This window comes from Streptomyces tagetis (genome assembly GCF_018069565.1).
Lineage (GTDB): Bacteria > Actinomycetota > Actinomycetes > Streptomycetales > Streptomycetaceae > Streptomyces > Streptomyces tagetis.
In genome coordinates this window covers 20,221-45,934 of record NZ_JAGPNL010000015.1, presented here as the reverse complement: position 1 = coordinate 45,934, position 25,714 = coordinate 20,221, and the positions used below count along the sequence as shown (strand labels likewise).

Annotated in this window: 17 protein-coding genes and 1 pseudogene; 13 read left to right on the top strand and 5 right to left on the bottom strand. The window is 74.1% G+C overall.

What is annotated here, in order from left to right; genetic code table 11:
* Positions 1-79 precede the first annotated feature (79 nt).
* From infB to J5Y05_RS31410, 6 genes and pseudogenes are all read left to right on the top strand, one after another.
* Positions 80-2,659: pseudogene (gene infB / locus J5Y05_RS31440) on the top strand (translation initiation factor IF-2); the annotation flags it as partial.
* 197 nt (positions 2,660-2,856) lie between these two features.
* On the top strand, positions 2,857-3,150 hold the full coding sequence (locus J5Y05_RS31435; protein WP_210876715.1) for a DUF503 domain-containing protein: 294 nt from the start codon (positions 2,857-2,859) through the stop codon (positions 3,148-3,150).
* A gap of 34 nt (positions 3,151-3,184) precedes the next feature.
* Positions 3,185-3,649, top strand: coding sequence for a 30S ribosome-binding factor RbfA (gene rbfA / locus J5Y05_RS31430; RefSeq protein ID WP_210876714.1), 465 nt, complete (start codon positions 3,185-3,187; stop codon positions 3,647-3,649).
* Positions 3,646-4,551, top strand: a complete 906-nt coding sequence (truB, locus tag J5Y05_RS31425) for a tRNA pseudouridine(55) synthase TruB (RefSeq protein WP_210876713.1) — start codon at positions 3,646-3,648, stop codon at positions 4,549-4,551. The genes rbfA and truB overlap by 4 nt, the downstream gene beginning before the upstream one ends.
* Before the next feature lie 459 nt (positions 4,552-5,010).
* A complete protein-coding gene (locus J5Y05_RS32100; RefSeq protein ID WP_443742830.1) occupies positions 5,011-9,279 on the top strand; it encodes a trypsin-like peptidase domain-containing protein in 4,269 nt (1,422 codons plus the stop codon).
* 228 nt (positions 9,280-9,507) lie between these two features.
* On the top strand, positions 9,508-10,467 hold the full coding sequence (locus tag J5Y05_RS31410; RefSeq protein ID WP_210876712.1) for a bifunctional riboflavin kinase/FAD synthetase: 960 nt from the start codon (positions 9,508-9,510) through the stop codon (positions 10,465-10,467).
* 98 nt (positions 10,468-10,565) lie between these two features.
* On the opposite strand, the gene J5Y05_RS31405 is transcribed toward J5Y05_RS31410, so the two are convergent.
* The 3 genes from J5Y05_RS31405 to eccE all read right to left on the bottom strand — a co-directional run bounded on the left by J5Y05_RS31405 (position 10,566) and on the right by eccE (position 16,342).
* The gene (locus J5Y05_RS31405; RefSeq protein ID WP_210876711.1) at positions 10,566-13,910 is read right to left on the bottom strand and encodes an SCO5717 family growth-regulating ATPase; all 3,345 of its coding nucleotides are present in this window, start codon (positions 13,908-13,910) and stop codon (positions 10,566-10,568) included.
* 303 nt (positions 13,911-14,213) lie between these two features.
* Entirely contained in the window at positions 14,214-14,996 is a 783-nt protein-coding gene (locus J5Y05_RS31400) for a hypothetical protein (RefSeq protein ID WP_210876710.1), read from the bottom strand.
* The gene (gene eccE / locus J5Y05_RS31395) at positions 14,993-16,342 is read right to left on the bottom strand and encodes a type VII secretion protein EccE (protein WP_210876709.1); all 1,350 of its coding nucleotides are present in this window, start codon (positions 16,340-16,342) and stop codon (positions 14,993-14,995) included. The genes J5Y05_RS31400 and eccE overlap by 4 nt, the downstream gene beginning before the upstream one ends.
* Positions 16,343-16,548: 206 nt before the next feature.
* On the opposite strand from eccE, the gene eccB reads away from it, so the two are divergent.
* The 7 genes from eccB (at position 16,549) to J5Y05_RS31360 (ending at position 23,844) form a co-directional block, all read left to right on the top strand.
* Positions 16,549-18,084, top strand: coding sequence for a type VII secretion protein EccB (gene eccB, locus J5Y05_RS31390; RefSeq protein WP_210876708.1), 1,536 nt, complete (start codon positions 16,549-16,551; stop codon positions 18,082-18,084).
* 14 nt (positions 18,085-18,098) lie between these two features.
* Complete coding sequence (mycP, locus tag J5Y05_RS31385) at positions 18,099-19,361, top strand: type VII secretion-associated serine protease mycosin (RefSeq protein WP_210876707.1); 1,263 nt, start codon at positions 18,099-18,101, stop codon at positions 19,359-19,361.
* A gap of 311 nt (positions 19,362-19,672) precedes the next feature.
* The gene (locus J5Y05_RS31380) at positions 19,673-20,056 is read left to right on the top strand and encodes a DUF2563 family protein (RefSeq protein ID WP_247615639.1); all 384 of its coding nucleotides are present in this window, start codon (positions 19,673-19,675) and stop codon (positions 20,054-20,056) included.
* Positions 20,056-21,756: a WXG100 family type VII secretion target gene (locus J5Y05_RS31375; protein WP_210876706.1), complete on the top strand. Its 1,701-nt coding sequence runs from the start codon at positions 20,056-20,058 to the stop codon at positions 21,754-21,756. Before J5Y05_RS31380 ends, J5Y05_RS31375 begins: the two co-directional genes overlap by 1 nt.
* Positions 21,757-21,835: 79 nt before the next feature.
* The gene (locus tag J5Y05_RS31370; RefSeq protein ID WP_307854171.1) at positions 21,836-23,050 is read left to right on the top strand and encodes a S8 family serine peptidase; all 1,215 of its coding nucleotides are present in this window, start codon (positions 21,836-21,838) and stop codon (positions 23,048-23,050) included.
* Positions 23,051-23,135: 85 nt separating this feature from the next.
* On the top strand, positions 23,136-23,480 hold the full coding sequence (locus J5Y05_RS31365) for a WXG100 family type VII secretion target (protein ID WP_210876704.1): 345 nt from the start codon (positions 23,136-23,138) through the stop codon (positions 23,478-23,480).
* A gap of 61 nt (positions 23,481-23,541) precedes the next feature.
* Entirely contained in the window at positions 23,542-23,844 is a 303-nt protein-coding gene (locus J5Y05_RS31360) for a WXG100 family type VII secretion target (protein WP_210876703.1), read from the top strand.
* Positions 23,845-24,013: 169 nt separating this feature from the next.
* Here the strand turns inward: J5Y05_RS31360 and J5Y05_RS31355 are convergent, their stop codons facing one another.
* Both J5Y05_RS31355 and J5Y05_RS31350 read right to left on the bottom strand, forming a co-directional pair.
* Positions 24,014-24,673 carry a hypothetical protein gene (locus tag J5Y05_RS31355; protein ID WP_210876702.1) on the bottom strand — a complete coding sequence of 220 codons (660 nt, stop codon included), beginning with the start codon at positions 24,671-24,673 and terminating at the stop codon, positions 24,014-24,016.
* Between the two features lie 26 nt (positions 24,674-24,699).
* Positions 24,700-25,713 (bottom strand): hypothetical protein, encoded by a 1,014-nt coding sequence (locus J5Y05_RS31350; RefSeq protein WP_210876701.1) that lies wholly within the window; start codon positions 25,711-25,713, stop codon positions 24,700-24,702.
* Position 25,714: the final 1 nt, after the last annotated feature.

Genomic DNA, 25,714 nt, shown 5'->3' with positions numbered 1-25,714 from the left:
CCACCCCGGCAGGGGCGGCTCCCTCGGCTTCGCCGACCCGGAGTCGGGCATCGCCCTCGGCTACGTGACCAAGCCCGCCGCGCGTCCCGGCGCCCCCAAGCCCGGCGCCCGTCCCTCGGCCCCCGGCCAGGGACAGCAGGGCGGCGGCCAGGGCCGTCCCGGCGGCGGGCAGCGTCCCGGCGCCGCGGCGCCGCGTCCCGGTGGACGTTCCTCCGGTCCGCGTCCGGGCAACAACCCCTTCACCTCCGGCGGCAACGCCGGCATGGCCCGTCCGCAGGCCCCGCGCCCGCAGGGCGGTCCGCGTCCCGGCCCCGGTGCCCCCGGCGCCGGTCCGCGTCCGCAGTCCACTGGCGGTCAGGGCGGTCCTCGTCCCCAGGCTCCGGGCGGTTCCCGTCCGACGCCGGGCTCGATGCCGCGTCCGCAGGCCGGTCCGGGCGGTCCCCGTCCCGGCGGCCCGCGTCCCAACCCGGGCATGATGCCGCAGCGTCCCGCTGCCGGCCCGCGTCCCGGTCCCGGCGGTCGCGGTCCGGCCGGTGCCGGCCGTCCCGGCACCGGTCGTCCCGGCGGCGGTGGCGGTGGCTTCGCCGGCCGTCCCGGTGGCGGTGGCGGCGCCGGTCGTCCCGGTGGCGGCGGCGGTTTCGCCGGCCGTCCCGGTGGCGGCGGCGGTTTCGCCGGCGGCGGTGGCCGTCCCGGCTTCGGCGGCCGTCCCGGCGGTCCCGGTGGCCGTGGTGGCACGCAGGGCGCCTTCGGCCGTCCCGGCGGTCCCGCGCGTCGCGGTCGCAAGTCGAAGCGGCAGAGGCGCCAGGAGTACGAGGCCATGCAGGCCCCGTCGGTCGGCGGCGTGATGCTGCCTCGCGGCAACGGCGAAGCCATTCGCCTGTCGCGCGGTGCGTCGCTCACCGACTTCGCGGAGAAGATCAACGCCAACCCGGCGTCGCTCGTCGCGGTCATGATGAACCTGGGCGAGATGGTCACGGCCACCCAGTCCGTCTCCGACGAGACGCTGGAGCTGCTGGCCGGCGAGATGAACTACACGGTTCAGATCGTCAGCCCGGAGGAGGAGGACCGCGAGCTCCTGGAGTCCTTCGACCTCGAATTCGGCGAGGACGAGGGCTCCGAGGAGGACCTGGTCGTCCGTCCGCCGGTGGTCACCGTCATGGGTCACGTCGACCACGGAAAGACCCGACTGCTCGACGCGATCCGCAAGACCAACGTCGCGTCCGGCGAGGCCGGTGGCATCACCCAGCACATCGGTGCCTACCAGGTCACGACCGAGGTCAACGACGAGGACCGCAAGATCACCTTCATCGACACCCCGGGTCACGAGGCGTTCACCGCCATGCGTGCCCGTGGTGCGAAGTCGACGGACATCGCGATCCTGGTCGTCGCGGCCAACGACGGCGTCATGCCGCAGACGGTCGAGGCGCTCAACCACGCCAAGGCGGCCGACGTCCCGATCGTCGTCGCGGTCAACAAGATCGACGTCGAGGGCGCCGACCCGACCAAGGTGCGCGGCCAGCTCACCGAGTACGGGCTGGTGGCCGAGGAGTACGGCGGCGAGACCATGTTCGTCGACATCTCCGCCAAGCAGGGTCTGCACATCGACTCCCTGCTGGAGGCCGTGGTCCTCACCGCGGACGCCTCGCTCGACCTGCGGGCCAACCCGGCCCAGGACGCGCAGGGCATCTCGATCGAGTCCCGTCTCGACCGCGGCCGTGGTGCCGTGGCGACGGTCCTCGTCCAGCGAGGCACCCTGCGGGTCGGCGACACGATGGTGGTGGGCGACGCCTACGGCCGCGTGCGCGCCATGCTCGACGACAACGGCAACAACGTCGCCGAGGCGGGTCCGTCCACGCCGGTCCAGGTGCTGGGTCTGACCAACGTCCCGGGTGCCGGTGACAACTTCATCGTGGTCGACGAGGACCGTACGGCCCGTCAGATCGCGGAGAAGCGCGCCGCCCGCGAGCGCAACGCCGCGTTCGCCAAGCGCACGCGCCGCGTGTCGCTGGAGGACCTGGACAAGGTGCTCAAGGCCGGCGAGATCCAGCAGCTCAACCTCATCATCAAGGGTGACGCCTCCGGATCGGTCGAGGCCCTGGAGTCCTCGCTGCTCCAGCTCGACGTCGGCGAAGAGGTCGACATCCGCGTCCTGCACCGCGGCGTCGGTGCGGTCACGGAGTCCGACATCGACCTGGCGATGGGCTCCGACGCCATCGTGATCGGCTTCAACGTGCGCGCCGCCGGGCGGGCACAGCAGATGGCCGAGCGCGAGGGTGTGGACGTCCGGTACTACTCGGTCATCTACCAGGCGATCGAGGAGATCGAGGCGGCCCTCAAGGGCATGCTCAAGCCCGAGTACGAAGAGGTCGAGCTGGGCACGGCGGAGATCCGCGAGGTCTTCCGCTCGTCCAAGCTGGGCAACATCGCGGGTGTCCTCATCCGCTCCGGCGAGGTACGGCGGAACACCAAGGCCCGCCTGCTGCGCGATGGCAAGGTCATCGCGGAGAACCTCTCCATCGACGGACTGCGTCGCTTCAAGGACGACGTCACCGAGATCCGCGAAGGGTTCGAGGGCGGTATCAACCTCGGCAACTTCAACGACATCAAGGTCGACGACGTCATCGCGACGTACGAGATGCGCGAGAAGCCGCGGGTGTGACACACCCCGGCTCCGGCCGGCCGACGGGATCAGTCCCGTCGGCCGGCCGGCCGCTGTCCGGGCCCGGCCGTCCGGTGCCGGGACGGCACGGAAACCCCGTCGAGCGGGCTCCCCGTTCGGGGTACCGTTCGTGATGTCCCTGCCCGCACCGACGGCAGGGCCGTCGATCCCGTACCGGCGGGTCATCCGGCACACACATGTACGTGGGGACGTTGTCCTTCGACCTGCTCCTCGGCGACGTGCGGTCGCTGAAGGAGAAGCGCTCCGTCGTCCGCCCGATCATCGCCGAGCTCCAGCGGAAGTACGCCGTGAGCGCGGCAGAGGTCGACAACATGGACCTGTACCGGCGGGCCGGCATCGGACTGGCCGTGGTCTCGGCGGACGCGCGGCACCTGACCGACGTGCTCGACCGGTGCGAGCGGCTGGTCGCCGGCCGCCCCGAGGTGGAACTGCTGTCGGTCCGACGGCGTTTCCACGGCGACGACGACTGAACAACTCTGACAGGAAAGAACGGGAGACGGACCAGTGGCCGACAACGCGCGGGCGAAAAGGCTGGCGGACCTCATCCGGGAGGTGGTGGCCGAGAAGCTGCAGCGCGGGATCAAGGACCCGCGGCTCGGCACGCACGTCACCATCACGGACACCCGGGTCACGGGTGACCTGCGGGAGGCGACCGTCTTCTACACGGTGTACGGCGACGACGAGGAGCGCACGGCCGCCGCGGCGGGACTGGAGAGCGCCAAGGGCATCCTGCGCTCCGAGGTCGGCAAGGCGGCGGGCGTGAAGTTCACGCCGACCCTCACCTTCGTGATGGACGCCCTGCCGGACAACGCGCGCACCATCGAGGACCTCCTCGACCGGGCGCGGGAGTCCGACGCCAAGGTGCGCGAGGCGTCCGCGGGCGCCACGTACGCCGGCGGCGCGGACCCGTACCGCAAGCCGGAGACCGAGGCCGACGGGGACACCGAGACGGACGACACCGCCGAATGAGCGAGAAGCACACCACGCCCGACGGCCTCGTCATCGTCGACAAGCCGTCGGGCTTCACCTCGCACGACGTCGTCGCCAAGATGCGGGGCATCGCCCGCACGCGGCGCGTCGGGCACGCCGGCACGCTCGATCCGATGGCGACGGGCGTCCTGGTCCTCGGTGTGGAGCGGGCGACCAAGCTCCTCGGGCACCTCGCCCTCACCGAGAAGGAGTACGTCGGCACCGTCCGGCTCGGGCAGAACACCCTCACCGACGACGCCGAGGGCGAGATCACCTCGTCCACGGACGCCTCGGCGGTGGACCGGGGCGCCCTGGACACCGCCGTCGCCAAGCTGACCGGCGACATCATGCAGGTCCCCTCCAAGGTCAGCGCCATCAAGATCAACGGCGTACGGTCCTACAAGCGGGCCCGTGAGGGCGAGGAGTTCGAGATCCCCGCCCGTCCGGTGACGGTCTCCTCCTTCGCCGTGCACGACGTCCGCGAGGCCGTCGCCGACGACGGCACGCCGGTGCTCGACCTCGTGGTGTCGGTGGTCTGCTCCTCCGGCACCTACATCCGGGCGCTCGCCCGGGACCTCGGCGCCGACCTCGGCGTCGGCGGCCACCTCACCGCGCTGCGCCGTACCCGGGTCGGCCCCTACAAGCTGGACACCGCCCGGACCCTCGACCAGCTCCAGCAGGAACTGACCGTCATGCCGGTCGCGGAGGCCGCGGCAGCCGCCTTCCCCCGCTGGGACATCGACACCAGGCGGGCCCGGCTGCTCGGCAACGGCGTCCGCCTGGAGATGCCGGACACGTACGCCGGGGCAGGCGCCGTCGGCGTCTACGCGCCCGACGGCCGTTTCCTCGCGCTCGTCGAGGAACACCAGGGCAAGGCGAAGAGCCTGGCCGTCTTCGGCTGAACCGGCGCCCGCTCCACGGGCCACCCCGTGGAGCGGCGGTCACGGGGACCGCGCGCCGCCGCCCACGGGTTCCCCTCGGTTCCCCCACCTCATAGGTGTATCCGTCCGCCCCCCGTGGTTCACCCGACCGGGCAGGCGCTCGGAGTGAACCGGGGGAGCGGAAGGGGGCGCGTTCGCCACGAGACCTTTTGCCGCTGATCATCACCGTCCTACCGTCGGACCCGGAGCACGGGTGCATGGCGGGGAGGACCGACGATGGCGTCGCGGGACGGATCACGGGAGGCGGACGGCAGTGCGGGGCGGGGGGCCTACGAGGCGGACCGTGGCGCGGGGCGGGGGAGTCACGCGACGCCTGGCGGTGCCGTGCGGGTACGCCAGGGGGCGGACGGCCGGGCCGGGCGGGGGAGTCAGGAGGGGCCTGGTGGTGTGGGGCGGGGGCTTCAGGAGGGGCCTGGTGGTGTGGGGCGGGGGCTCCAGGAGGCCGCTCTTCCGGTCCCGGAGGGGCGCGGGCCGGAGGAGTGCCTGGTCCGCGTCCACGATCTCGCCGGGCGCCCTCGCGGCACCGGTTTCGCCGCCGACCACCACGGCACCTTCGTCACCAGCCACGAGGCCGTCGACGGCCTGACCCGGCTCGTCCTGCGCACCGCCGACGACCGCCGGCGGGTCGTGAGCGCCGCCGAGGTGACCCCGCTGCCCGCCCTCGGCCTCGCCCTGGTCCACGCCGACGGCCTCGGCACCCCTCCGCTGCCCATCACCGTCCGGGACCGCACCGAGCCCGGCGCCTACGTACGCATCGCCGCCGGCGGCTGGCGCGAGGCCCGCCTCCTCGGCACCGCCGACGTCACCTACACCGCCACCGACCGCTTCCACCGGCTCGCCGCCCTCGAACTGGCGGTCGGCACCTCCGGACTGGACGCCCTGCGCCTCGGCGGCGGCGCCGCGGGCGGCCCCGTGCTCGACGCCGCCACCGGCGCCGTCCTCGGCGTCCTCGGCACCGCCCTCAGCTCCGGCCACCGCGACGCCGGTTTCGCCGTACCGCTCCGCCCGGCCCCCGGCCCCCTCACCGACCTCCTCGCCGCCAACGCGGCCACCGTCCCCGCCTACGGCCCCGACCTCAACCTGGCCGGTGTCCTCCAGCTCACCGCCACCTCCGTCGGCCAGGACGGCCCGGCGGGCGGCGCCCGAGAGGTCCCCGGCCCGGTGGAGCCGGTCGAACGGCCCGCGCACGCCCACGAGTTCGCCGCCTTCGCCGCCGGTACGGCCCCCGTGCTGGGCCTCGTCGGCGCCCCCGGCACCGGCCGCACCACCGAGCTGGCGGCCCTCGCCGCCCGCCGTTCACGGGGCGCGGAACCGGCGCCCACCCTGTGGCTGCGCGGCGCCGACCTGCGCGACGACGACACCTCGGTGGCCGACGCCGCCGCCCGCGCGCTGACACGGGCCGCCCGTATCGTCGCCGCCTCGGACCGCTCCCGGCCCGCCGGCCTCGGCGATGTCGGCCCCGGCCGGCTCGCCCGCCTCGCCCGCGCCGGTGGACGCCCCCTGCTGCTCCTCCTCGACGGCCCCGAGGAGATGCCGCCGCTGCTCGCCCACCGCCTGCCCGAGTGGACCGAGGGCACGGCCGTGTGGCTCCGCGAGACGGGCGCCCGGCTGGTGGTGGCGTGCCGCGCGGAGTTCTGGGAGCACGCGGGCGCCGAATTCCCCCGCGAGCTGCTGCACACGCCGGCGACGGGCGGACCGGCGCCGCTCCCGGAGGCCGGGGCGGACCCGGCCGACGGTGACGCCTGGTGCGAGGAGCAGGTGGGGGAGGCCCTGGGGCTGGTGAACGGGGAGGGCGGGACGGGTCCCTTCCCCTGGCCGGAGGGCACGGAGGGCGCGGAGGGCGCGGGGGGCGCGGAGGGCACGGAGGGCACGGAGGGCACGGAGGGCACGGGGGACACGGAGGGCGCTGAGGGTCTGGGTGGCCAGGCGGAGGTGCCGGGAGGCGTCGACGGGGTGGCGGAGGCGGCGGAGGTGGCCGACGGCCTCGCTCCCGGCCTGGCCGGCCGCGACCCCTGGGCGGAGGAGGACCTCGGCGGCCACGCCCACGGAGCGGGGTGCGTCCTCGCGGCCGGGCCGGGGACCGGCGTCGCCCACCCCTGGGCGGGGGTACGGGACCCCTGGGCCGAGGCCGAGCCGGACGCCCGCCCGGAGGCCGCCGACGGTGACGGCTGGTCCGAGGGGCAGGCGGCGGAGGCCCCCACCACGCCGCAGGACCGTATCGCCGTACCCGGCACCGTCCGCCCGAGCCCGGCCGACGCCGGGCCGGACCGGCTCCGTACCCCGGACCGGCTCCGTACCCCGGACCGGCTCCGTACCTCGGACCGGCTCCGTACCCCCGACCGGCCCCGTATCGACGACGCACCGCCGCACGAGCGGACGGCCGCCGACGCGGGCCCTTCCCCCGCCGACCCGGGCCCTTCCGCCGTTGCCCCGGCCTGGTCCGCCGACGCCCAGGGCCCTCCCGCCGCCCCCCAGGACCGGTCCGCTCCCGCCCAGAACCTTTCCGTCCCCGCCCCGGCCTGGTCCGCCCCCGCCCCCGGTGCGCTGCCGCCCTGTGTGCTGATCGGCGACCTCGGCGAGGACGAGGCCCAGGAGGCCCGCGCACGCCACCGCGTCCCGGACGGCGCCCTCGCGGACGCCGACGGCCGCCATCCGCTCACCCTGCGCCTGTTCTCCGAGGTCCTGGCCGCGCTCCCCGGACCGGTGCCGACCGACCCCGTCGACCGGGACGCCGTCTTCGCCGCCTGGCTCGACCTGGCCTGCCTGCGCGTCGCCACCCGCGTCGCCGCGCAGAACGGGCAGCGCGGCACCGCCGTACGCCGGCTCGCCGCCAAGGTCGCCGGACAGGTGCACGAGGCCGCCCGGCGCAGCCTCGGCCCCGGACAGGGCGAGCTGGACCGGGAGTCGTTCGAGGCGGTGTTCCCGTGGGGCCCGGCCCCGGCACGGCTCGGCGGCGGCACCGGCTGGGCCTCCGCCGTCCTCGCCGAGGGCGTCCTCGTCCCGGCCGGCAGCGGCTACCGCTTCGCCCACGAGGAAGTGGCCGACTGGCTCCAGGGCACGCACCTCGACCTGGACGAGGCCCTGCGCGTCCTCGTCCACGACCGCCGCACCCCGCCCGACGCCCGCACCCTGCCCGTCCCGCACCACCGCATCGGCCCCGTCGCCGAGGCCCTGCTGCTCCGGGGACGGCAGCACGGCGTCCCCCAGCTCGCGCTGACCCTCGAAGAGCTGGTGCACGCCCTGGACGCCGAGCCGCACTCCTGGTGGGCCGCCCGGCTGCTCGCCCGGACGCTGGTCGGGCTGCCCGACGCCACCCCGTACACGGAGGTGCTCCGGCTGCTCGCGGACGGTATCGCGGAGCGCGGCAGCGACGGGCGCGCGACGCCGGGACCCTTCGGGCCGGGGTTCTGGACCGCCCTGCGCCTGCCGCCGAGCACCCGCCTCGACCTGCTGCGCCGCCTCGTCCTCGCCGACGGCCCCCCGCACGCCCCCGGACCACGGCACCTGGACACCGTCGCCCGGCTGCTCGCCGCCGACCCCGCCGCCGTACAGCCCCTGCTCGTCCGCTGGTTCGACGACACCCGCCCGCTGCCCGCCACGCCCCACGCCACCGTGGCCACCGCCGCGCAGGCCCTCCTGCACACCCACCGCCACCGTCGTCTGGACGGCCTCGTCGAGGTGCTGGCCGACAGCCCGCACCCGCGCGCCGACGAACTCCTCGCCGTCCTCGCCGAGGAGGAGCCCGCCGCCCTGTGCCGGGCCGTCGACCGCTGGGCCCGCGACGACCACCCCGGCCGGCACGCGGCGGCCCTCGCCCACGGACTGCGCGCCGCCCCGTACGCCCGTACCGCCGCCGACCGCGCCCGCCTGCGCCACGCGGCCCTGCTCCTGCTCGCCCACCCCACCGGCAGCCCGCTGCACGGGGGCGCGCTCGCCCTGCTGATCCAGGACCCCGGCAGCCGCGACCGCCATCTGCCGCGGGCCCTCGGCCACTTCGCCACCGGCGACCCGCACCTGCCGCCGCGCGCGGTCGCCGCCGCCCTGCCGACCCATCCGGAGCCCGTCCTCGACGCCTTCCGCACCCGGCTGCGCGGCCCCGACGCGGGGGAGGCCCTGCGCTCCCTGCTCGACGCCACCACACCGGAACTGGCCCGCCGGGTCGCCAGGACCGTCGCCGAGGCGGCGGCGGAGCGACCCGGGACCGCGCTGTCGGTCGCCGGGCACGTCGACCGCGCCCTCGGCCGGGGACCGGCCGCCCGCGCCGTGCTCCTCCCGCTGGTCACCGGCCTGCTGGACGGCGGCCCCGTGCCCGTGCGGTCCGCCCTCGCCGCCGTCCTCGCCGCGGACGGCGGCCCCACACCGGGCTTCCTCCGCCGCGAGCTGCGCGAACACCTCCTCGCCCACGAACACGACCCCGCCGTCCTGGAGGCCCTGCTGCACGCCGCCGTCCGCGGCGACGGACCGGACCTGCGCACCCTCGTCCACCGCACCGGCCTGCTGCTCGTCCGCACCCCCGAGGGCGCCGCCCGCTTCGACCGCGCCCTCGTCGACCTGGCCCGCCGCCGGCCCGCCTTCGGCACCCGTCTGACCGGCTGGCTCACCGACGCCCCCGAGGAGTGGGCGGTGCTCGTCGGGCCCAGCACCCGCCGCACCCTGGAGCACCTGGCGGGTTCCCGCGTCCCCGTCTGATCCCCGTCTGATCCCCGTCTGATCGCCGTCCAATCGCTGTCCGATCGCTGTCCGATCGCCGTCCGACCGGCCGGACCCGCCGGGTGCGCGCGTGCACCCTGTCACAGCATCCATGCCGATGCGGGCGGGCGGCGGCGGGCATGGCACCCTTAGTCCTGCGAAAAAAGGCAACCTGGGCAACCGCGGACACGGTTCGACTCGACGAGTTTGCGACAAGGAGCAGACACTGTGCAGCGCTGGCGTGGCTTGGAGGACATCCCAGAGGACTGGGGGCGCAGCGTCGTCACCATCGGGTCGTACGACGGGGTCCACCTCGGGCACCAGCTCATCATCAAGCACACCGTGGACCGCGCCCGCGAGCTGGGCGTTCCCGCCGTCGTGGTCACCTTCGACCCGCACCCCAGCGAGGTCGTCCGCCCCGGCAGCCACCCGCCGCTGCTCGCCCCGCACCACCGCCGCGCCGAGCTGATGGCGGGCCTGGGCGTGGACGCGGTGCTGATCCTCCCCTTCACGACCGAGTTCTCGAGGCTGTCCGCCTCCGACTTCGTGGTCAAGGTCCTCGTCGACCGGCTGCACGCCAAGGCGGTCGTCGAGGGACCCAACTTCCGCTTCGGCCACAAGGCCGCCGGGAACGTGGAATTCCTCGCCGAGCAGGGCACGGTCTACGACTTCGACGTCGAGATCGTCGACCTGTACGTGAGCGGCGAGGCGGGCGGCGGCGAACCGTTCTCCTCGACGCTGACCCGCCGGCTGGTCGCCGAGGGCGACGTCGGGGGCGCCGCGGAGATCCTGGGCCGGCCGCACCGCGTGGAGGGCGTCGTCGTCCGCGGCGCGCAGCGCGGCCGGGAGATGGGCTTCCCCACGGCCAACCTCGAGACCCTGCCGCACACCGCGATCCCCTCCGACGGCGTCTACGCCGGCTGGCTGCACGCCCAGGGCGAGGTGATGCCGGCCGCGATCTCCGTCGGGACGAACCCGCAGTTCGAGGGCACCGAGCGCACGGTCGAGGCGTACGCCATCGACCGCGTCGACCTCGACCTGTACGGGCTCCACGTCGCCGTGGACTTCCTCGCCTTCGTCCGGGGGCAGGCGAAGTTCGACACGCTCGAAGCGCTCCTGGAGCAGATGGCCCGGGACGTCCAGCGCTGCCGTGAACTGATCGCCGGGGCACAGCCGCCGTCGGCGTAGCCCCGCCGGGGTTCCCTCCGGGAGACCCCCCTACGACGCCGAAGGGCGGCCGGTGCCGAGGAGCACCGGCCGCCCTTCGGCGTTCGGGGAACGCCGGATCACTGCTGCGGCGGCGGGGGAGGAGCCTGCCCCTCCGGCCGGTCGCCCGGCTGCGCCTGCGGGTATCCGTAGCCGGGCGGGTACGCCTGCGGGTAAGGCTGACCGGGCTGCGGATAGGGCTGACCGGGCTGGGCCGGGGGCTGGGGCTGGGCAGTGGGGTGGCCCGGCTGGTGGGGTACCTGGGGCTGGTGCGGGAGCGGGGGTGCTTGGGGTGCGTGCGCGGCCTGTGGGTGCTGTGGGGCCTGAGGGTGCTGTGGGGTTTGCGGTGGCTGGGGTGCGTAGGGGCCCGGCCCGCCGCCGTACGGTCCCGGCTGACCCGGTACGTACGGGCCGGGGACGCCCGGCACGGGCTGTCCCGGTCCCTGCTGTCCGGGGCCCGGCTGTCCCGGCACGGGTTGGCCGGGCAGGGGCGGGGCGGCGACCGGGGGCGGGTTGCCGTCGGACGTCCACAGGCCGTGCGACTGCTGGTGGCGGACGAAGTCCTCGGCGACCAGCGACGCGAGCTGGAAGTACGCCTCCCGCACCTTGGGCCGCATCATGTCGAGGTCGACCTCGGCACCGGCGGCGAGGTGCTCGTCGAAGGGCACCACCACGACGCCCCGGCACCGCGTACGGAAGTGGCCGACGATGTCGTCGACCTTGATCATCTTGCCGGTCTCGCGGACCCCGGAGATCACCGTGAGGGACCGGGCGACCAGGTCGGAGTACCCGTGCGCCGAGAGCCAGTCCAGCGTCGTACTGGCGCTGCTGGCCCCGTCCACCGACGGCGTCGAGATGATGATGAGCTGGTCGGCGAGGTCGAGCACCCCGCGCATGGCGCTGTAGAGCAGACCCGTACCCGAGTCGGTCAGGATGATCGGGTACTGCTTGCCCAGGACGTCGATCGCGCGCCGGTAGTCCTCGTCGTTGAAGGTCGTGGACACCGCCGGGTCCACGTCGTTGGCGATGATCTCCAGTCCGGACGGCGCCTGCGAGGTGAACCGCCGGATGTCCATGTACGAGTTGAGGTACGGGATCGCCTGGACGAGGTCGCGGATGGTGGCCCCGGTCTCGCGGCGCACGCGGCGGCCGAGCGTACCGGCGTCCGGGTTGGCGTCGATGGCGAGGATCTTGTCCTGCCGTTCGGTGGCCAGCGTGGAGCCGAGCGCGGTGGTCGTGGTCGTCTTGCCGACCCCGCCCTTGAGGCTGATCACGGCGATGCGGTAGCAGGAGAGGACCGGGGTACGGATCAGCTCCAACTTCCGCTGGCGCTCCGCCTCTTCCTTCTTGCCGCCCAGCTTGAACCGCGAACCGCCCGCCGCGGGACGGCTGCTCTTCGCCTTCTGCCGCTTGGTGTTGAGCAGTCGGTCCGAGGACAGCTCGACGGCGGCCGTGTAACCGAGCGGCGCCGCACCGGGGTTGGTCGGCTGGCGCTGGTCGTGCTGGACGGGCTGCGGCCAGGCCGCGCCGAGCCGGGGGTCCACGGGCGGCTGCTGGTGGGGGTGTTGGGGTGCCTGGGGAGGCTGAGGGGCGTGCTGCTGCGGGAACGGGCCGGGGTGGGGGCCGGGCCGCGGGGGGCTCTGCGGCGCCTGGGCGGCCGGGGGCGACTGCGGGTGCGGGGCGGCGGGACCCGGCCGGCCCTGGGGTCCCGGCGGGCCTGCCTGCGCGGCGGGGTGGCCGGGCTGTTCCGGCTGGGGCTGGTGGGGCTGGTGGGGGATGTGCGGGGCGTGCGGGGTCTGCGGGGCGTGCGGGGCCTGTGCGGGGAAGCCCGGCTGGGCGGCGGCGGCCTGGGGCGGCGCGGGCGGCTGGGGGAAGCCGTATCCGGCCGGCTGGGCGGGTGCCTGCGGATGGGGGGCGGGAACGCCGGGCTGGGGGAAGCCGTACCCGGGCGGCTGCGCGGGTGCCTGGGGCTGCGGAGCCGGCACCCCGGGGTGCGGGAAGCCGTATCCGGCGGCCTCGGGCACCGGCACGCCCGGCTGCTGGGGCGCGGGGGGCGCGGGGGGCGCGGACGGGGTCGGACCGGTGGGCGGGAAGCCGTACCCGGCCTGCGCCGGCGGCTGGTGCGGCGGTACCGGCGCGGCGGGCTGCGGGTGCCACGCCGCGGGCGCCGGCTGCGGGGCCTGCGGCTGGAACGGAGGCTGCTGGAGGGGCGCGGCCGGCTGGTCCGGAGCGGGCCGCGGAGCCTGCGGGGGCCACTGCCCGGCGGCCTGGGGCGCGACGGGCGGGTACGACGGAGGCAGCGGCGGTACGGCGTCCGACCCGACGGGCGTGCCGACGGGCTCCTCGCCCACCGACACGCCGGTGTCCTCCGGTTCCGGCGTGTCGGTGGTGTCGGAGGCGGCCTCGGGCGTGTCGGTGGTCTCCGGTACGTCCGCGGGGGCGTCGGACTCGGCGTCGGGAGCGGCGTGTCCGGCCGCGTCCGTGTCGGCACTGTGCTCCGGGGCCGGCGTGTCGTCGGCGGCGGGCGTCTCCCCGGAGTCCTCGTCGGCCGCGACGGGAGCGGCGGGAGCGGCGGCCATGTCGTCCTCGTCGTGGGCGGGGCTCTCCGGCCCGCTGTCACCGGAGTCGTCCCCGGCCTCGGCAGAGGTCTCCGGCTCGTCGGCCGTGCCGCTCCGGTCCGTCTCGTCGGCCCCGGCCGAGCCCGTCCCGGGCTCCTCCGCCTCCTTCGCCGCGTCCAGCCGTGCGAACTCCCGCTTCAGCACCCGGGCGGAGAACCGCATCGTCGCGCCGCTCTCCAGATCGCCGTTCTCCGCCTCCGCCACCGGCTCCTCACCGGAACCGGAACCGGAACCGGAACCAGAAACAGAACCGGAATCGGCGGCGGGAGCGGGAGCCGGCGGAGCGAGGGGTGCCGGCGGCTGGAGCGGGAAGCCCCCCGCGCCATGGCTCGGCCCCGCCGTCGGCGCGTCGTCGCCCTCCGGTTCCTGCCGCTCGGCCCGCACCGCCTGCTGGGGTTCGAACCCGCTGTCCACCGGAAGCCGGGGCACGCCGACCGGCGGCGCGGGCGGCGCGGGCGGCGCGGGCGGCGCGAAGGGCGCCCCGACCGGCGGCGCGGGCGGCGTGTACGGCGTACCGGGTCCGGAGACGGAAGACGATCCGTCCGCCCCGGTCGCCTGAGGCGGCGGCGTCAGCCCCGGCGACGACGGCACCGGACCGCCGGAAGCGGAAGGGGCGGAGGAGGAGCCGGCCCCCGGGCCCGAGGTGCCCGTGCCCTGTGGGGAGCCGCCGGTCGCGTTCTGCGTGTACCAGGCGGGCGGTGCGTAGTCGATGGTGAACTCGCCCGTCGCCTCGATGGACTCCGCGTCGGGCTGGTCGTCGCCGGGCGTCGCCCAGCCCCCGCGGTCCCCGTCCCGATCGCTGCTCACAGTTCCTCCTGGTGTGGTCGAGCACCCTCAAGCCGTGCTGGGGCGACCGTTTCCGTACGACGATGTTGGAGATTGACGAAGGTGAACGAGGTCGTCCGGTGCCCGGCCCTCCCCGTAGGACGCCGACGCCCGGTCCACGGGTTCTCGCGTCGCGTCCGACACCAGCCTAATCACGAGTGACCCGGCCCCGTCAGGCCCCGTCCCCCCGCCCACCCCCGCGCGTGACGGTACAAAACACGCAAGTACGAAGGACTTTCACGCCATACCGGTCACCTTTCGGGTAATGCGGTCGGCCCGGAGGCGTCAATCCATGCGCCGCGGCATACCCAGAAGGCCGACCTCCGCGTCGGTCGGCTGCGTCATCACGTACTGCCGGTCCCGGTCGGCGCACCACAACGTGAGCCCGTCCGGAAGGGTCGGCAGCGCCTCCACCTCAGCGGAGGGCAGCGCCATCACCCGGCCCAACTCCCCGGCCTCGTCCGGCGAGATCCGCTGCACCCCCACGAGCCGCGCCTGCCGGAGCAGCCGGGGCGCGACGGGGCTGAGGTACGGCAGCAGCGTCAGCACCGATTTCCAGGGCCCGGAGACGACCCGGCCCCGGGGCGGGCGCATCCCGCAGTCCCGCACCACCAGGACCGGCGTACCGGCCGAGGCGCCCAACGGCGGGACCCGGCCCACCTCGTAGACGGCGAGCCCGTTCTGGCCGCCGCCCATCGCGTGGACCATCTGCGTCCACGCCTGGGGCCGCCCGGTCTCCACCGCCACCCGGGCGCCGGTCGCCGCGGCCCGCAGCGCGCACACCTGGGCGGTCCACAGCCCGCCGATGAGCACGATCTCGTACGGCGTGGGCCGGTTGAGCCCCAGCACGGCCGAATGCCCCTCGGTGTCCACGCCGATGACGACGCCGTCGTCCCCGATGGGCAGCGACAGCGTGTCCAGATCGGCCGCGGACAGGGTGTGGCGGCCGTGGCGCGGCCCGAGCAGGCCGAAACCGGCCCGCGGCCGGCCGCGTTCCCGACCCGCCGGGCGGCTGTCGGCGTCCGGCGCGTCCGGGCCGTCGGCGGGATGTGTCGTCACAGCGGTCACCGGACACCTCCGAGGGGCAAAGTGGCGAGGACGCCGGGCAGTTGCTCGCGGTCGAGGCGGGTCAGCGCCGCCCCCGCCTCCCGCGCCGCGGCCTCCAACGCGCGCCGCGCCTCGGTCAGTTCCTCGGCGCTGCGCCCGGTGACCCGCAGGTGGCCGCGGAGCGACATCTCCCGCCGGTCCGCGTGCGCGAGGGTGAGGCTGACGGTGGTGGCGAGGGCCGGGACCGCCGTGACCCGGGCGACGAACTGAGGCAGCGTCAGCCCGGACGGGCCGCCGAGCGAGGGCCACCGGCGGACCCAGTACGTGGTGTGCCGGCGGTTGTCGCAGCGCCAGCTCCGGCCGGACTCCTCGGTGCGCCGCTCGTGCCGCCCGGCCCGGCCCGCCTCGGCGGTCACCAGCGGGTTGGCACAGGCCGAGGTGGCGATGGCCGACGTCAGCTCCTCCTCGTCCAGGACCGTGGCCCGGAACCCGGCGCCGGTGAGCCGGCTGGCGAGGTGGTCGGCGGCGCGCACCACGCACTTCTGCGCGCCGGGCAGGCCGCCGCCCCGGGCCGCCACCGCCTCCGGGCACAGTTCCGGGTCGAACTTCAGCGCGATCCAGGTGATCCGCACCGCCGGGGCACCGGTCTGCTCCTGGAGCGGCGCGTAGTTGCTGACGGCGACGGACTGGCGCGGCAGGTGCAGCGCGGGCGCCGGCTGCGTGTGCAGCACGACCTGCGCCGACTCCAGCCGGATGCCGTCCACGTCGAGCGCGTCCCGCACCAGGGCCAGCGGCAGCGGACGCCGGCCGCGCTCGGCGCGCAGGGCCGTGGCATCGGCCTCCACCTGCACCACGGCGGTGACGAAGGTCCCGTCGCCGACGATGCCGACCGGCCGCCGCTCCCGGCCGCCGTACGCGTACGTCCGCAGGCTCGGGTCGCACTCCACGGCCGGGGCGAGCCCCGGCTCGGTGCCAGGCGGGACCACCAGCGAGGCGGCGCGCTTGCGCCGGGCGCGCAGTGACCGCGCCGTGGCCACCCACTCCGGCACGGAACGGCCCCGGCGGCGCACGAAGGCCACCAGGACCAGGACGACGGCGACGACGGCGGCGGGCACCAGCGCCAGCGGACCGGCGGCCCAGCCGACCAGGAGGACGGCGGCGGCCAGCTCCACCAGGACGATCCGTCGCAGTCGGAAGGAGCCCGGCCGGCCCGAACGCACCGTCAGGTGCGGGCCGTCGCCTCGCGGAGCCGCCTGCGCGCCGTCGGCCCGGGGCCCGGCGGCAGAACCCCGTGTCCGGCCCCGGTCCGTGGTCCGGTCCCCGTCCGACGTCCGGTCGTGACCCCGCGTCCGCGACCCGGAAGCCATCACTCCATCCCCCCAATTCGCTCACGATTCACGGCGATCGGCGCACCGCACCGGGCCTCGGAGAGCCCACGCACCCTACCCGTTCACCGCACCAGGCATAGTAGGGGCCGCGTCCGACGACGGCGGGCGGGGGACGGACGTCCTCCGGACCGCCCGGACGCCCAACGGGCCGGACACGTGCGGGACACGGGGAGAGACACGCACCAATGGCATCTCGGCGGGATCAGCTCAACGCCTACACCTTCGCGAAGCGCCGACTGCTCGCGGCATTCGTCCAGTCGTCCCCGCACGGCTCGGAGGAGGGAGCGCCGCGCCCCCTGCGCGGCGTCGTGCCCGGACTGGTCATCGGCGTGATCGTGATGGCCGTCTTCGGCGCCTGGGGCATGTTCAAACCCACGGCGCCCAAGGGCTGGGACACCCCCAACGAGAAGGTGATCATCGCCAGCGAGTCGACCACCCGGTACGTCGTCCTCAAGACCGGCGACGAGGTCCAACTGCACCCGGTGCTCAACATGGCCTCCGCCAAGCTCCTCCTCGACCCCGGCAAGGGCGACGTCGTCACCGTCGGAGAATCCCTCCTCGACAGCGGCAAGATCCGGCACGGCGTCACCATCGGCATCCCCTACGCCCCCGACCGCCTGCCCACCGCGCGGGAGGCGGGCTCCGCCAAGCGCTGGGTGGTCTGCGAACGCCCCAGCGCGGGAGGCCGTTCCGTGCAGAAGGCCGCCCTGGTCCTCGCCGACCGCGAACGCGAGCTGACCGAGGGCAAGGACAAGCTGTCCGGTGGCGAACTCCTCTACGTCGCCGACCCCGACGGCAAGCGCCACATCGTCGACGCGGGCGGCACGGCGTACCAGGTCGACAAGGCGGACACCGGCGACGACCTCGAACTGCTGCTGCGCACGGTGGTCGGCTCCGGGCGCGAGCCCCAGCGGGTCTCCCGCGAGTGGCTGGCCACCCTCCACCGGGGCGACCCGGTCACCTTCCCCGTCATCGACGGCACCCCCGGCGCACCGGCCGGCGCCCCCGGCGGGCTCGACGAGTCCGCCGACCGGATCGGCACCGTCCTCAAGGCGTTCGACAACAACAGGGAGCAGTACTACGTCGTCCTGGAGGGCCGGGTCGCGCCGGTCTCCGCGTTCGTCGCCCAACTCCTGCTGTTCAGCAAGGACCTGGCCCAGGTCGGCCAGGCCGGGCAGGCGCTGGAGACCAGCCCCGGCGCGATCGTCCCGGGCAAGCCCTTCGGCACCGAGCACGACTGGCCGGACGGCACCCCCGAGGCCGTCAACGAGGCGTCGGCCGCCAAGGGCAGCCGCAACACCGTCTGCAACGTCCTGCGCGGCGTCGGCGGCAACGGCGCCACCACCCTCAGCACCTGGGCCGGCACCGACTTCCCCGCCGCCCTGCCCGCGGGCTCCTCCAGCGCCTACGTCACGCCCGGCTCCGGCCAGCTCTACCGCCAGTTCCAGGGCACCGAGACCAGCGCCGGCCCGGTCTTCCTCGTCACCGACACCGGCCTGCGCTACGTCCTCCAGTCCAACGCCGACAGCGCCACCGACGACGCCGGGATCGGCATGTCCGAGGAGGAGCGCAAGAACCTGGAGCAGGAGGCCCAGCAGGCCCAGACCCGCCTCGGCTACGCCGACGTACGGCCCGCGCCGGTCCCCGCCGCCTGGTCCGCGTTCCTCCCCACCGGCCCCCGACTGTCCACCGCCGCGGCCCGCCAGCCGCAGGGCTCCTGACGGAGGGCGCCACCATGCCGCACCCGCGCCTCCGCGCCCTCCCGGCGGCAGCCGCCGCGACACTGCTGACGGCGGCGGCCACCCTGGCCCTCGCGCCCCCGGCCGCCGCCGACGACGCCTTCACCGACCAGTGCGAGTACCCCAACGCCGTCTACCCCGGGCGCCCTTGGGCCCTCCAGCGGGTCCAGCTCGACGCGCTGTGGAGCCAGTCCAAGGGCAAGGGCGTCCGCGTCGCCGTCATCGACACCGGCGTCGACGTGAAACACCCGCAACTGAAGAACGCCGTCGACGTCAAGAGCGGCCGCAACCTCCTGCCCGTCAAGGACCGCAAGGGCGACCCCATCGAGCGGGGCGACGAGAACGGCACCACCGACACCGTCGGCCACGGCACCAAGGTCGCCGGCATCATCGCCGCCCGGCCCGACGCCAGGACCGGCTTCGTCGGCCTCGCCCCCGAGGCGACCATCGTCCCCATCCAGCAGAACGACGCGGACGGCAACGGGGACACCAGTACCCTCGCCGACGCCATCCGCCACGCGGTCAAGGCCGGAGCGCACGTCATCAACATCTCCCAGGACACCGTGGGCGCCACCACGCCCGCACCCGATCTGGAAGCCGCGGTCCGGGAAGCCCTCGACAAGAACGTCGTCGTCGTCGCCTCCGCGGGCAACGACGGACTCGGCGGCAACGTCAAGAAGACCTACCCCGCCTCCTTCGAGGGCGTCCTCGCCGTCGCCGCCTCCGACCGCAACAACGAACGCGCCTCCTTCTCGCAGTCCGGCGACTTCGTCGACGTCGCCGCGCCGGGCGTCGACATGATCTCCACCGTGCCCCGGGGCGGCCACTGTTCCGACAACGGCACCAGCTTCTCCGCGCCCTACGTCGCCGGTGTCGCCGCCCTCATCAAGGCCAAGCACCCCCGCTGGACCGCCCGCCAGATCGTCACCCAGATCCAGCAGACCGCGGAGCGCACCTTCGCCGGTCACGACCGCCTCGTCGGCTGGGGCGTGGTCGACCCGGTCCGCGCCCTCACCGAGGACGACCAGCCGCTCGAATCGCCCCGGCCCGAAGAGGGCCTGTCCGACGCCGAGGCCCCCGCTGCCGCCCCGCTCCCGCTCGGCGAGACCCCCGACGAGCGCAACACCCGCCTGGCCACCTACGTGACCGTCGGCGCGGCCGTCCTGGTCGCCGGACTCGGCGGCACCGCGGTCGCCGTCCGGGACGCACGCCGACGCCACCGCGTGACCGACGCGCCGCCGGCCGACACGAAGGTGTGAGAAACACCGCTCCGTCACCGACGGGGCACCAGGAGTCCCCGGTGTAAACCGCACCGACCGGGTGAAGACGGGAGGAACGTCCACCACCTTGGGACGGTCCTGCGACATGACGGCCGCTCAAGTCGCTTGGGGCGATGGGCGTCCCTTACTAGGCTGGTACTTCGGCGGGTTCACCGTCGCCGGGCCGTCGGGGACGGCCGGCGCGGCGAGCGGGACCGGCCGTCAACGGGGACATCGGGGAAAACGGGGAGGAAAGCGTAGTGCTTCCTGCAGAGATGGGGGGCCGCGCCGCGGACGTACGACGCGGCATGATGGCACTGTCGACGTTCAAGAAGCGCGTGGACGACCTGCTGACCACCTTCGAGGACTCGGCGGGCGGCGCGTCCAAGGTCGGTACCCACCGCCTGGCGGAGTCCGCCTTCGGCAGCGGCGCCTTCCCGGAGGGCAAGCTGCTCCACCTGGAGTACGAGCGCGTCCACGAGCGCATCACGGCGCTCTCCAAGTCGCTCGGCCTCCAACTGGAGGCCATGCAGATCGCCGTCCACGGCGTGGACGTGACTTTCGACAACCTGGAGTTGGAACAGCGCGACCGGTTCCATCAAATCCGAGCCGAGGTCAACCAGGCACGTGAGGTGATGCTGGGTCTCGTCGAAGAGCGTCGCAACAAGGCCGACCAGACCGATGCGGGGTACTGATGAGCGAGGAGAACGGCAAGCCCGACCCTTACCAGGAACAGCGGCAGGAAGCCCTGTCGCAGAACGGCGTGCTGGACGCCGCGATGACGGTGACCAAGATCATCGGTCCCTTCACGCCACTGCGCGGCATCCACTTCGGCTCCACCAGCTTCGAGGGCTACGACCTCAACGCCATGGTCGACATCGTGGAGTCCGCCAACCCGGAACTCCTGGAGTCGGCCGGCAAAGCTTTGGTGGATGCCAAGGAAGCCATCGACGAGGCGGCCGAGGAACTGCGGCAGAACCTCGGTGAGATCGACTGGAAAGGCGAGGCCCACACCGCGTTCCGTACGTGGGGTGACAGCCTCGTCGAGACGGCCAAGCAGGTGGCGGGTTACGCGGAGACCATCGGCACCCAGGTCATGGCCGCCGGTTCGGGCCTGGCCTCCGTCCGCAAGTCCATGCCCCCGCGCGACAGCCGGTCCGACCCGAAGAAGGTCTCCGACATCCCGGAGGCCAAGCAGGTCGAGACCAACGACGAGTACACGGCGGCGGTGAAGGCGGAGGGCCACCGGCAGGAAGCCATCAACCAGATGTACCGCCTGGCGTCCTTCTACACCGTCTCGGCCGGCACGATGCGCGGCACGGAGGAGCCGGTGTTTCCGAAGATGCCGGATGCGGGGGTGCCCCCGGGGTCGCCGCCTTCTATCGCCCCTGTCAGGCCCACCGTCGGTGGTGCATCGGACACACCACTGGGCGAGTCGGGTACCGCCACTGATCGGGTGGTTCACGGGGCGGTCGCGGCCGGGACGAGGGGGGAGACCCCGACCCAGCCCTTGGCGGCACACAAGAACGTGGACCTTCCTGCCTCGCGCCCGGTCGGCATGGAGATCGACAGTGTCGGCACGCTTCCCCCTCAGGAAGCGGTGCGGCCCAACACCGTCACACCGCCCACGTCCGGCCCCGCCGCGCCGGCAGGCCCTGTGCCGCCCATGACCCCCGGCATGGTTCCGCCGTCCCTGCGTGGGGCCGGCCGGCGGGCCGGAGGTCCCGGTGGGACGTCCGCCCTGAGGATGCCCCCATCCGCTCAGGGACGCGGTGGGCCCGGCCCGGTGGGTCAGGTTCCGCGTGGCGCCGCCCCGGGCCCGGCCGGAGGACGCGGCGCGGGTCCCGCGGGTCCGGTGGGAAGCCGCGGAACGGGACCGGTCGGTCCCGTGGGGCGTACGGCCATGCCAAGTCAGACGGGTACGGGCCCCATGGGGCGCGGCATCGTCGGCGGGGTACCGAAGCCCGCGGCACCTGCGCCCGGACCGATCGGAGGTGGCGCGCGTGGTCCCGTAGGCCCCATGGGCGCGTCGCCGTCCGGTCCCGCCGGTTCCGGCTCAGGACGTGGTCCTCAAGGCGTGGTCGGAGGCCGCCCCATCAGCGGGCCGACGGCCGGCGGCGGTGGCTCCAAGCTGCCTCGCGGCACGGTCATCGGCGGCGGCGGAGGTGCCCCGGCGCCCCGAACGACCGGACAGAGGCCCACCCAGCGCGGGGTGATCGGAGCACCGACCCCCTCGGACGGCAAGCAGTCGTCTCGGCGTGCCGTCCCCGGCTCCGACGGGGTGATCGGGGCGCCTGGAAGCACTCGTGGTGCAGCGAGCAAGAAGAAGAAGGGTTCCGACAGGCGGCGTTCGCGCCGAGACGAACAGCGCGGCGATGCGTCGGCGACCGACTGACCCGACAGAAGCGAGAGCAGAGGCAAGCATGTCAGGTTCCAGCCGACGCGTCAGGTGGGCCGTGCCCTCTCCGGGACACGTGAAGAGACGGGCCGCACGCGCCTGTTCCGTGCTCGGCGCCGTGGCCGTCCTGTCGGCGGGTCTGGCCCCCGGCGCGGTCGCGGACACACAGTCCCAGCAGTGGTACCTGTCGGCGATGAAGGCCGAAGAGATGTGGAAGGTGAGCACGGGCAAGGGCGTGAAGGTCGCCGTTGTCGATTCGGGCGTCAATCACACCACAGAGTCCCTGAAGGGGCAGGTGCTCACCGAAGAGGTGCCGAAGGCCCTCAACTACAAGGCCACCGACGATTACCTCGGCCACGGTACCGCCATGGCCGAACTGATCGCGGGTACGGGTGCCGGGGGCACGGTGAAGGGGCTCGCCCCTGATGCCAAGATCGTTCCGTACCGGGTCTCCATGACGGGGCTCGACAAGGCGGAGGCCAAGAAGGCCCCTGACCTGTCGGCGGTCATCAAAGCGGTAGCCGACAGTGACGTGAAGATCATCAACATGTCCTTCACTATCGACCTCAACTACGACGACATTCGCGAGGCGATCCAATATGCCCATGAAAAGGGCAAGTTGATGTTCGCCGGTACAGGCAATGACGCGGAGGAGTACAACTACATCGGTTTCCCGGCCGCCTATCCGTACGTTGTCGGTGTCGCGGCGTCGGACAAGAACGGTAAGGTCGGAAAGTTCTCGGAGTACGGCAACTACGTGGATCTGGCGGCGCCCGGACTCGACGTGCCGACCTGGTGTGACGAGACCTTCCGCGGCTACTGTCCGAGTGAGGGAACGAGTGTGGCCACCGCCGTCGCCTCCGCCTCCGCCGCCCTGGTCTGGTCCGCTCATCCCGACTGGACGGCGTATCAGGTGCTCGGCAGTCTCATCGACACCGCCGGGCGTGACTGGGCGCGGGACGACCCCAGTACGTATCTCGGGTACGGGCTGATCCGGCCCCGCAAGGTGCTGGAGAAGGCCGACTACGAACCCGGGCCGGCGGACACCGACCCGCTGGCACGGGAGAACAAGGCCGGTGTCCTGACGGCCGAGTCCGGTACCCCCGCCACGCCCTCCCCGGCGCCCTCGGCCGCCGAGTCGTCCAAGGGTTCCCCGGGCGGCGAGGCGGTCGCGGCGGAGGCCGACTCCCTCGGCAGTACGGCGCTCGGGGTCGTCGTCGGCGTCGCCGCGGCGGTGCTGGTGATCGGCGGCGGCGCCTTCGCCGTGGTCCGCTCCCGGCGGCGCACGTAGCGATTCCCCGGCGGAAACCGGAACCGACCCCCACCCCCACGCGGTGACACAAGGCGGCACCGCACTCACGAAAGGGATTGCCGACATGGCGAATGACGGGCGCAAGCTCTATGAGGCCCAGGTACAGAAGCTCCAGACGAACGTCATCGACCGCTACGACTCGATCCGGGAATCGCTGGCCCGCCTCCAGGCCACCATCGACATGATCGAGAAGAGCTGGACGGGTCAGGGCGCCATCGCCTTCGACAAGAAGCAGACGGAGATCAACCGTCACATGGCGTCGATCGGCAAGATGCTCGACGACTTCCTCGAAGGCATCCAGCTCAACAAGGCCGACAAGCGGAAGCTGGAGGACCAGATCGAGGCGGACGTCACCAAGATCACCGTCGAGGACCTGGGCGGCAAGACGTCGGCGCTCAACGGCTACTGACGAGCCCCGCGCACGCCACCGAAAACCGTCTGCCGCACGGCAGGGAAACGAGGAAGACGACATGGCTCAGCCGCACTACGACGAACTGGCCGTCACCTACGGCACGATGGACGCCCTCGCCACCGAACTCGGCGACCAGGCCAAGAAGCTGGAAGACGACCTGGAGGAGCTGAAGAAGGCCGTGCTCGACGCCGCCGCGGGCTGGGGCGGTGAAGCGTACGAGGAGTTCACGAAGAAGACCAAGGAGTGGGACAGCCACGCCACCGGCATCCACCAGGCCCTGGTCAGCATCGGCCAGCGCGTCGGTCTCGCCGGCGGTGACTACCGCGGTGGCGACCTGAAGGGCGCCAGCTACTTCCTGTAGCCCGCGACACGGAGAGCCCGCAACACCGCGAGCCCGCAACACCGCGAGCCCGCAACACCGCGACAGGCGAGCGGGCAGGCGCGCAGAGACACGGAACAGGGTGGACACGCACGGGAGGTGTCCACCCTGTTCCTGTGCCGCCTGCCTGCCTGCCTGCCGTGCCGTACGCCTACCCCACCTGCCGCGCCAGCGCCTCCGTGAGGTCGCCGATCGCGTCGCGGTCCAGGGAGGTACGCCCCGCTTCCCCGGCGCCGACCAGGAGGGCGGCGTATCCCTCGCCGTCGGGTTCGAGGCGGACGGCGGCGACGTTGCCGCTGTCGGTGACGAGGACCTCGCCGGGGTCGGCAGCCGCGACCTTCTCGATGTAGCCGGTCTGGTCGTCGACGGACGAGGCGGTCAGGGACACGATCACCGGCGCCAGCGGGGCGACGCCGCTCGGGTCGCGGGTGGCGAGGGTGTGGACCCGTATGTCCTCGTCGCCGAGGTGGAAGGTGCAGCTCACCAGCGCGCCCGGGTTCTCGGCCAGCGGTTCGCCGGGCTTGGCGCGCGTGCCGCCCTCGCCGGTGGCGGCGGGTTCGTCAGTGTCGCGTACGGACCCGGGGCCGGTCGTGGCGTCGACGCCGGCCTCCTTCGCCGCCGCGGCCAGATCGTAGGGGAGCGGGCAGGTGTCCGTGCCGCCGTCGGGGACCTTGTCGGCGGTCTCGGTCAGCCCCTTCAGGGTCAGTGGTGCCGCGCCGCCCCCGCCCTGGCAGCCGGTGAGCAGCACGGCCGCGGCCACCGCGGTCAGTACGGCGGCGGCCGGCGTCGGCCGGTGTCGTGGGTGTCTCACGTGTCGTGTCCTCGGTGCTCGGGGGATCAGGACCTGGTGCAGCCGAACCGTTCACCGGCGAGCCTGACGAAGTCGGCGTGCAGCTCCCGGCTCTTCGGGGTGCCGGGCTTCCCGAAGGCGGTGGTGTAGCCCGGGTGGGTCTCCATGGAGAAGTAGGTGGGTGTGCCCCCGCACTCCGCGACGACGTGGTTCGCGTCGAAGCCGGAGACCTTCAGGCCGCCCACGTCCGGCCGCTCCCGGAGCCCCGGCGAGGCGAGGATGCCGGCCAGGAGGCGGGGTTCCCGGGTCACCGTGAAGGTGGCCTGGCCGGTGACCTCGCAGGCCCAGAGGGGGCCGTCGGTGTCCTGGACGGTCTCCTGCGCGGTACGGGCCTGGTCCGGCGTCCCGGGGAAGGGCAGGCCGTCCAGGCCGCACACGGAACCCTCGCCGACCGGGCGCGGTTCCGGGGCGGCGGCGAGCGCGTTGGGCGCGGTCAGGGGCGTCTTCCCGGCGCAGCCCGCCCGTTCGGCGGCCCTGTTGGCGACCTCGGTCAGGAGCCGGGCGAGCGGCGCGGCCTCCGAGTCCTTCGGGGCGTCCGCGTCGACGACGGCGGGACCGTCGGCCGTGGTGCACTCCTCGGGCAGCAGGACCCAGCCGTGGCCGTCTGCGACCGCGCCGGTGGCGCCGCCGGAGAAGAAGGAGACGGAGGCCGCGCCCGTCCGGCCCGCGGAGGTGAAGGGGAAGTCGCCGCGCGCGCGGCTCCCCGAGATCCGCAGGTACCCGTCCTGCGCCCAGGGGAGCAGGGACGAGGACTCCACGACGCAGGTGAAGGCGGCCTCGTCGGCCTTCGAGCCGCCGTTCAGCCCCCGGTCGGAGAGGCGCCCGGCGCCGGGCAGCGCGGCCTCGGCCGCGTCGGCGGAGACCAGCCCTCCGCACAGGTCGTCGTCGCCGAAGAGGTTCGTGTCCGCCCACAGGTGCACGCCCCCGGCCAGCACGGCGACCGCCAGGACGGGGGCGATGATCTTTCGTCCGAGTCCGGCCCGGCGAGGTCCGTTCGTCATC

What these genes read in the sequence shown, in the direction of transcription:
- J5Y05_RS31435 (WP_210876715.1), top strand. Translation starts at nt 2,857, where the DNA reads ATGTACGTGGGGACGTTGTCCTTCGACCTGCTCCTCGGCGACGTGCGG.
- truB (WP_210876713.1), top strand. Translation starts at nt 3,646, where the DNA reads ATGAGCGAGAAGCACACCACGCCCGACGGCCTCGTCATCGTCGACAAG.
- eccE (WP_210876709.1), bottom strand. Translation starts at nt 16,342, where the DNA reads ATGGCTTCCGGGTCGCGGACGCGGGGTCACGACCGGACGTCGGACGGG.
- eccB (WP_210876708.1), top strand. Translation starts at nt 16,549, where the DNA reads ATGGCATCTCGGCGGGATCAGCTCAACGCCTACACCTTCGCGAAGCGC.
- mycP (WP_210876707.1), top strand. Translation starts at nt 18,099, where the DNA reads ATGCCGCACCCGCGCCTCCGCGCCCTCCCGGCGGCAGCCGCCGCGACA.
- J5Y05_RS31380 (WP_247615639.1), top strand. Translation starts at nt 19,673, where the DNA reads ATGGCACTGTCGACGTTCAAGAAGCGCGTGGACGACCTGCTGACCACC.
- J5Y05_RS31375 (WP_210876706.1), top strand. Translation starts at nt 20,056, where the DNA reads ATGAGCGAGGAGAACGGCAAGCCCGACCCTTACCAGGAACAGCGGCAG.
- J5Y05_RS31365 (WP_210876704.1), top strand. Translation starts at nt 23,136, where the DNA reads ATGGCGAATGACGGGCGCAAGCTCTATGAGGCCCAGGTACAGAAGCTC.
- J5Y05_RS31360 (WP_210876703.1), top strand. Translation starts at nt 23,542, where the DNA reads ATGGCTCAGCCGCACTACGACGAACTGGCCGTCACCTACGGCACGATG.
- J5Y05_RS31350 (WP_210876701.1), bottom strand. Translation starts at nt 25,713, where the DNA reads ATGACGAACGGACCTCGCCGGGCCGGACTCGGACGAAAGATCATCGCC.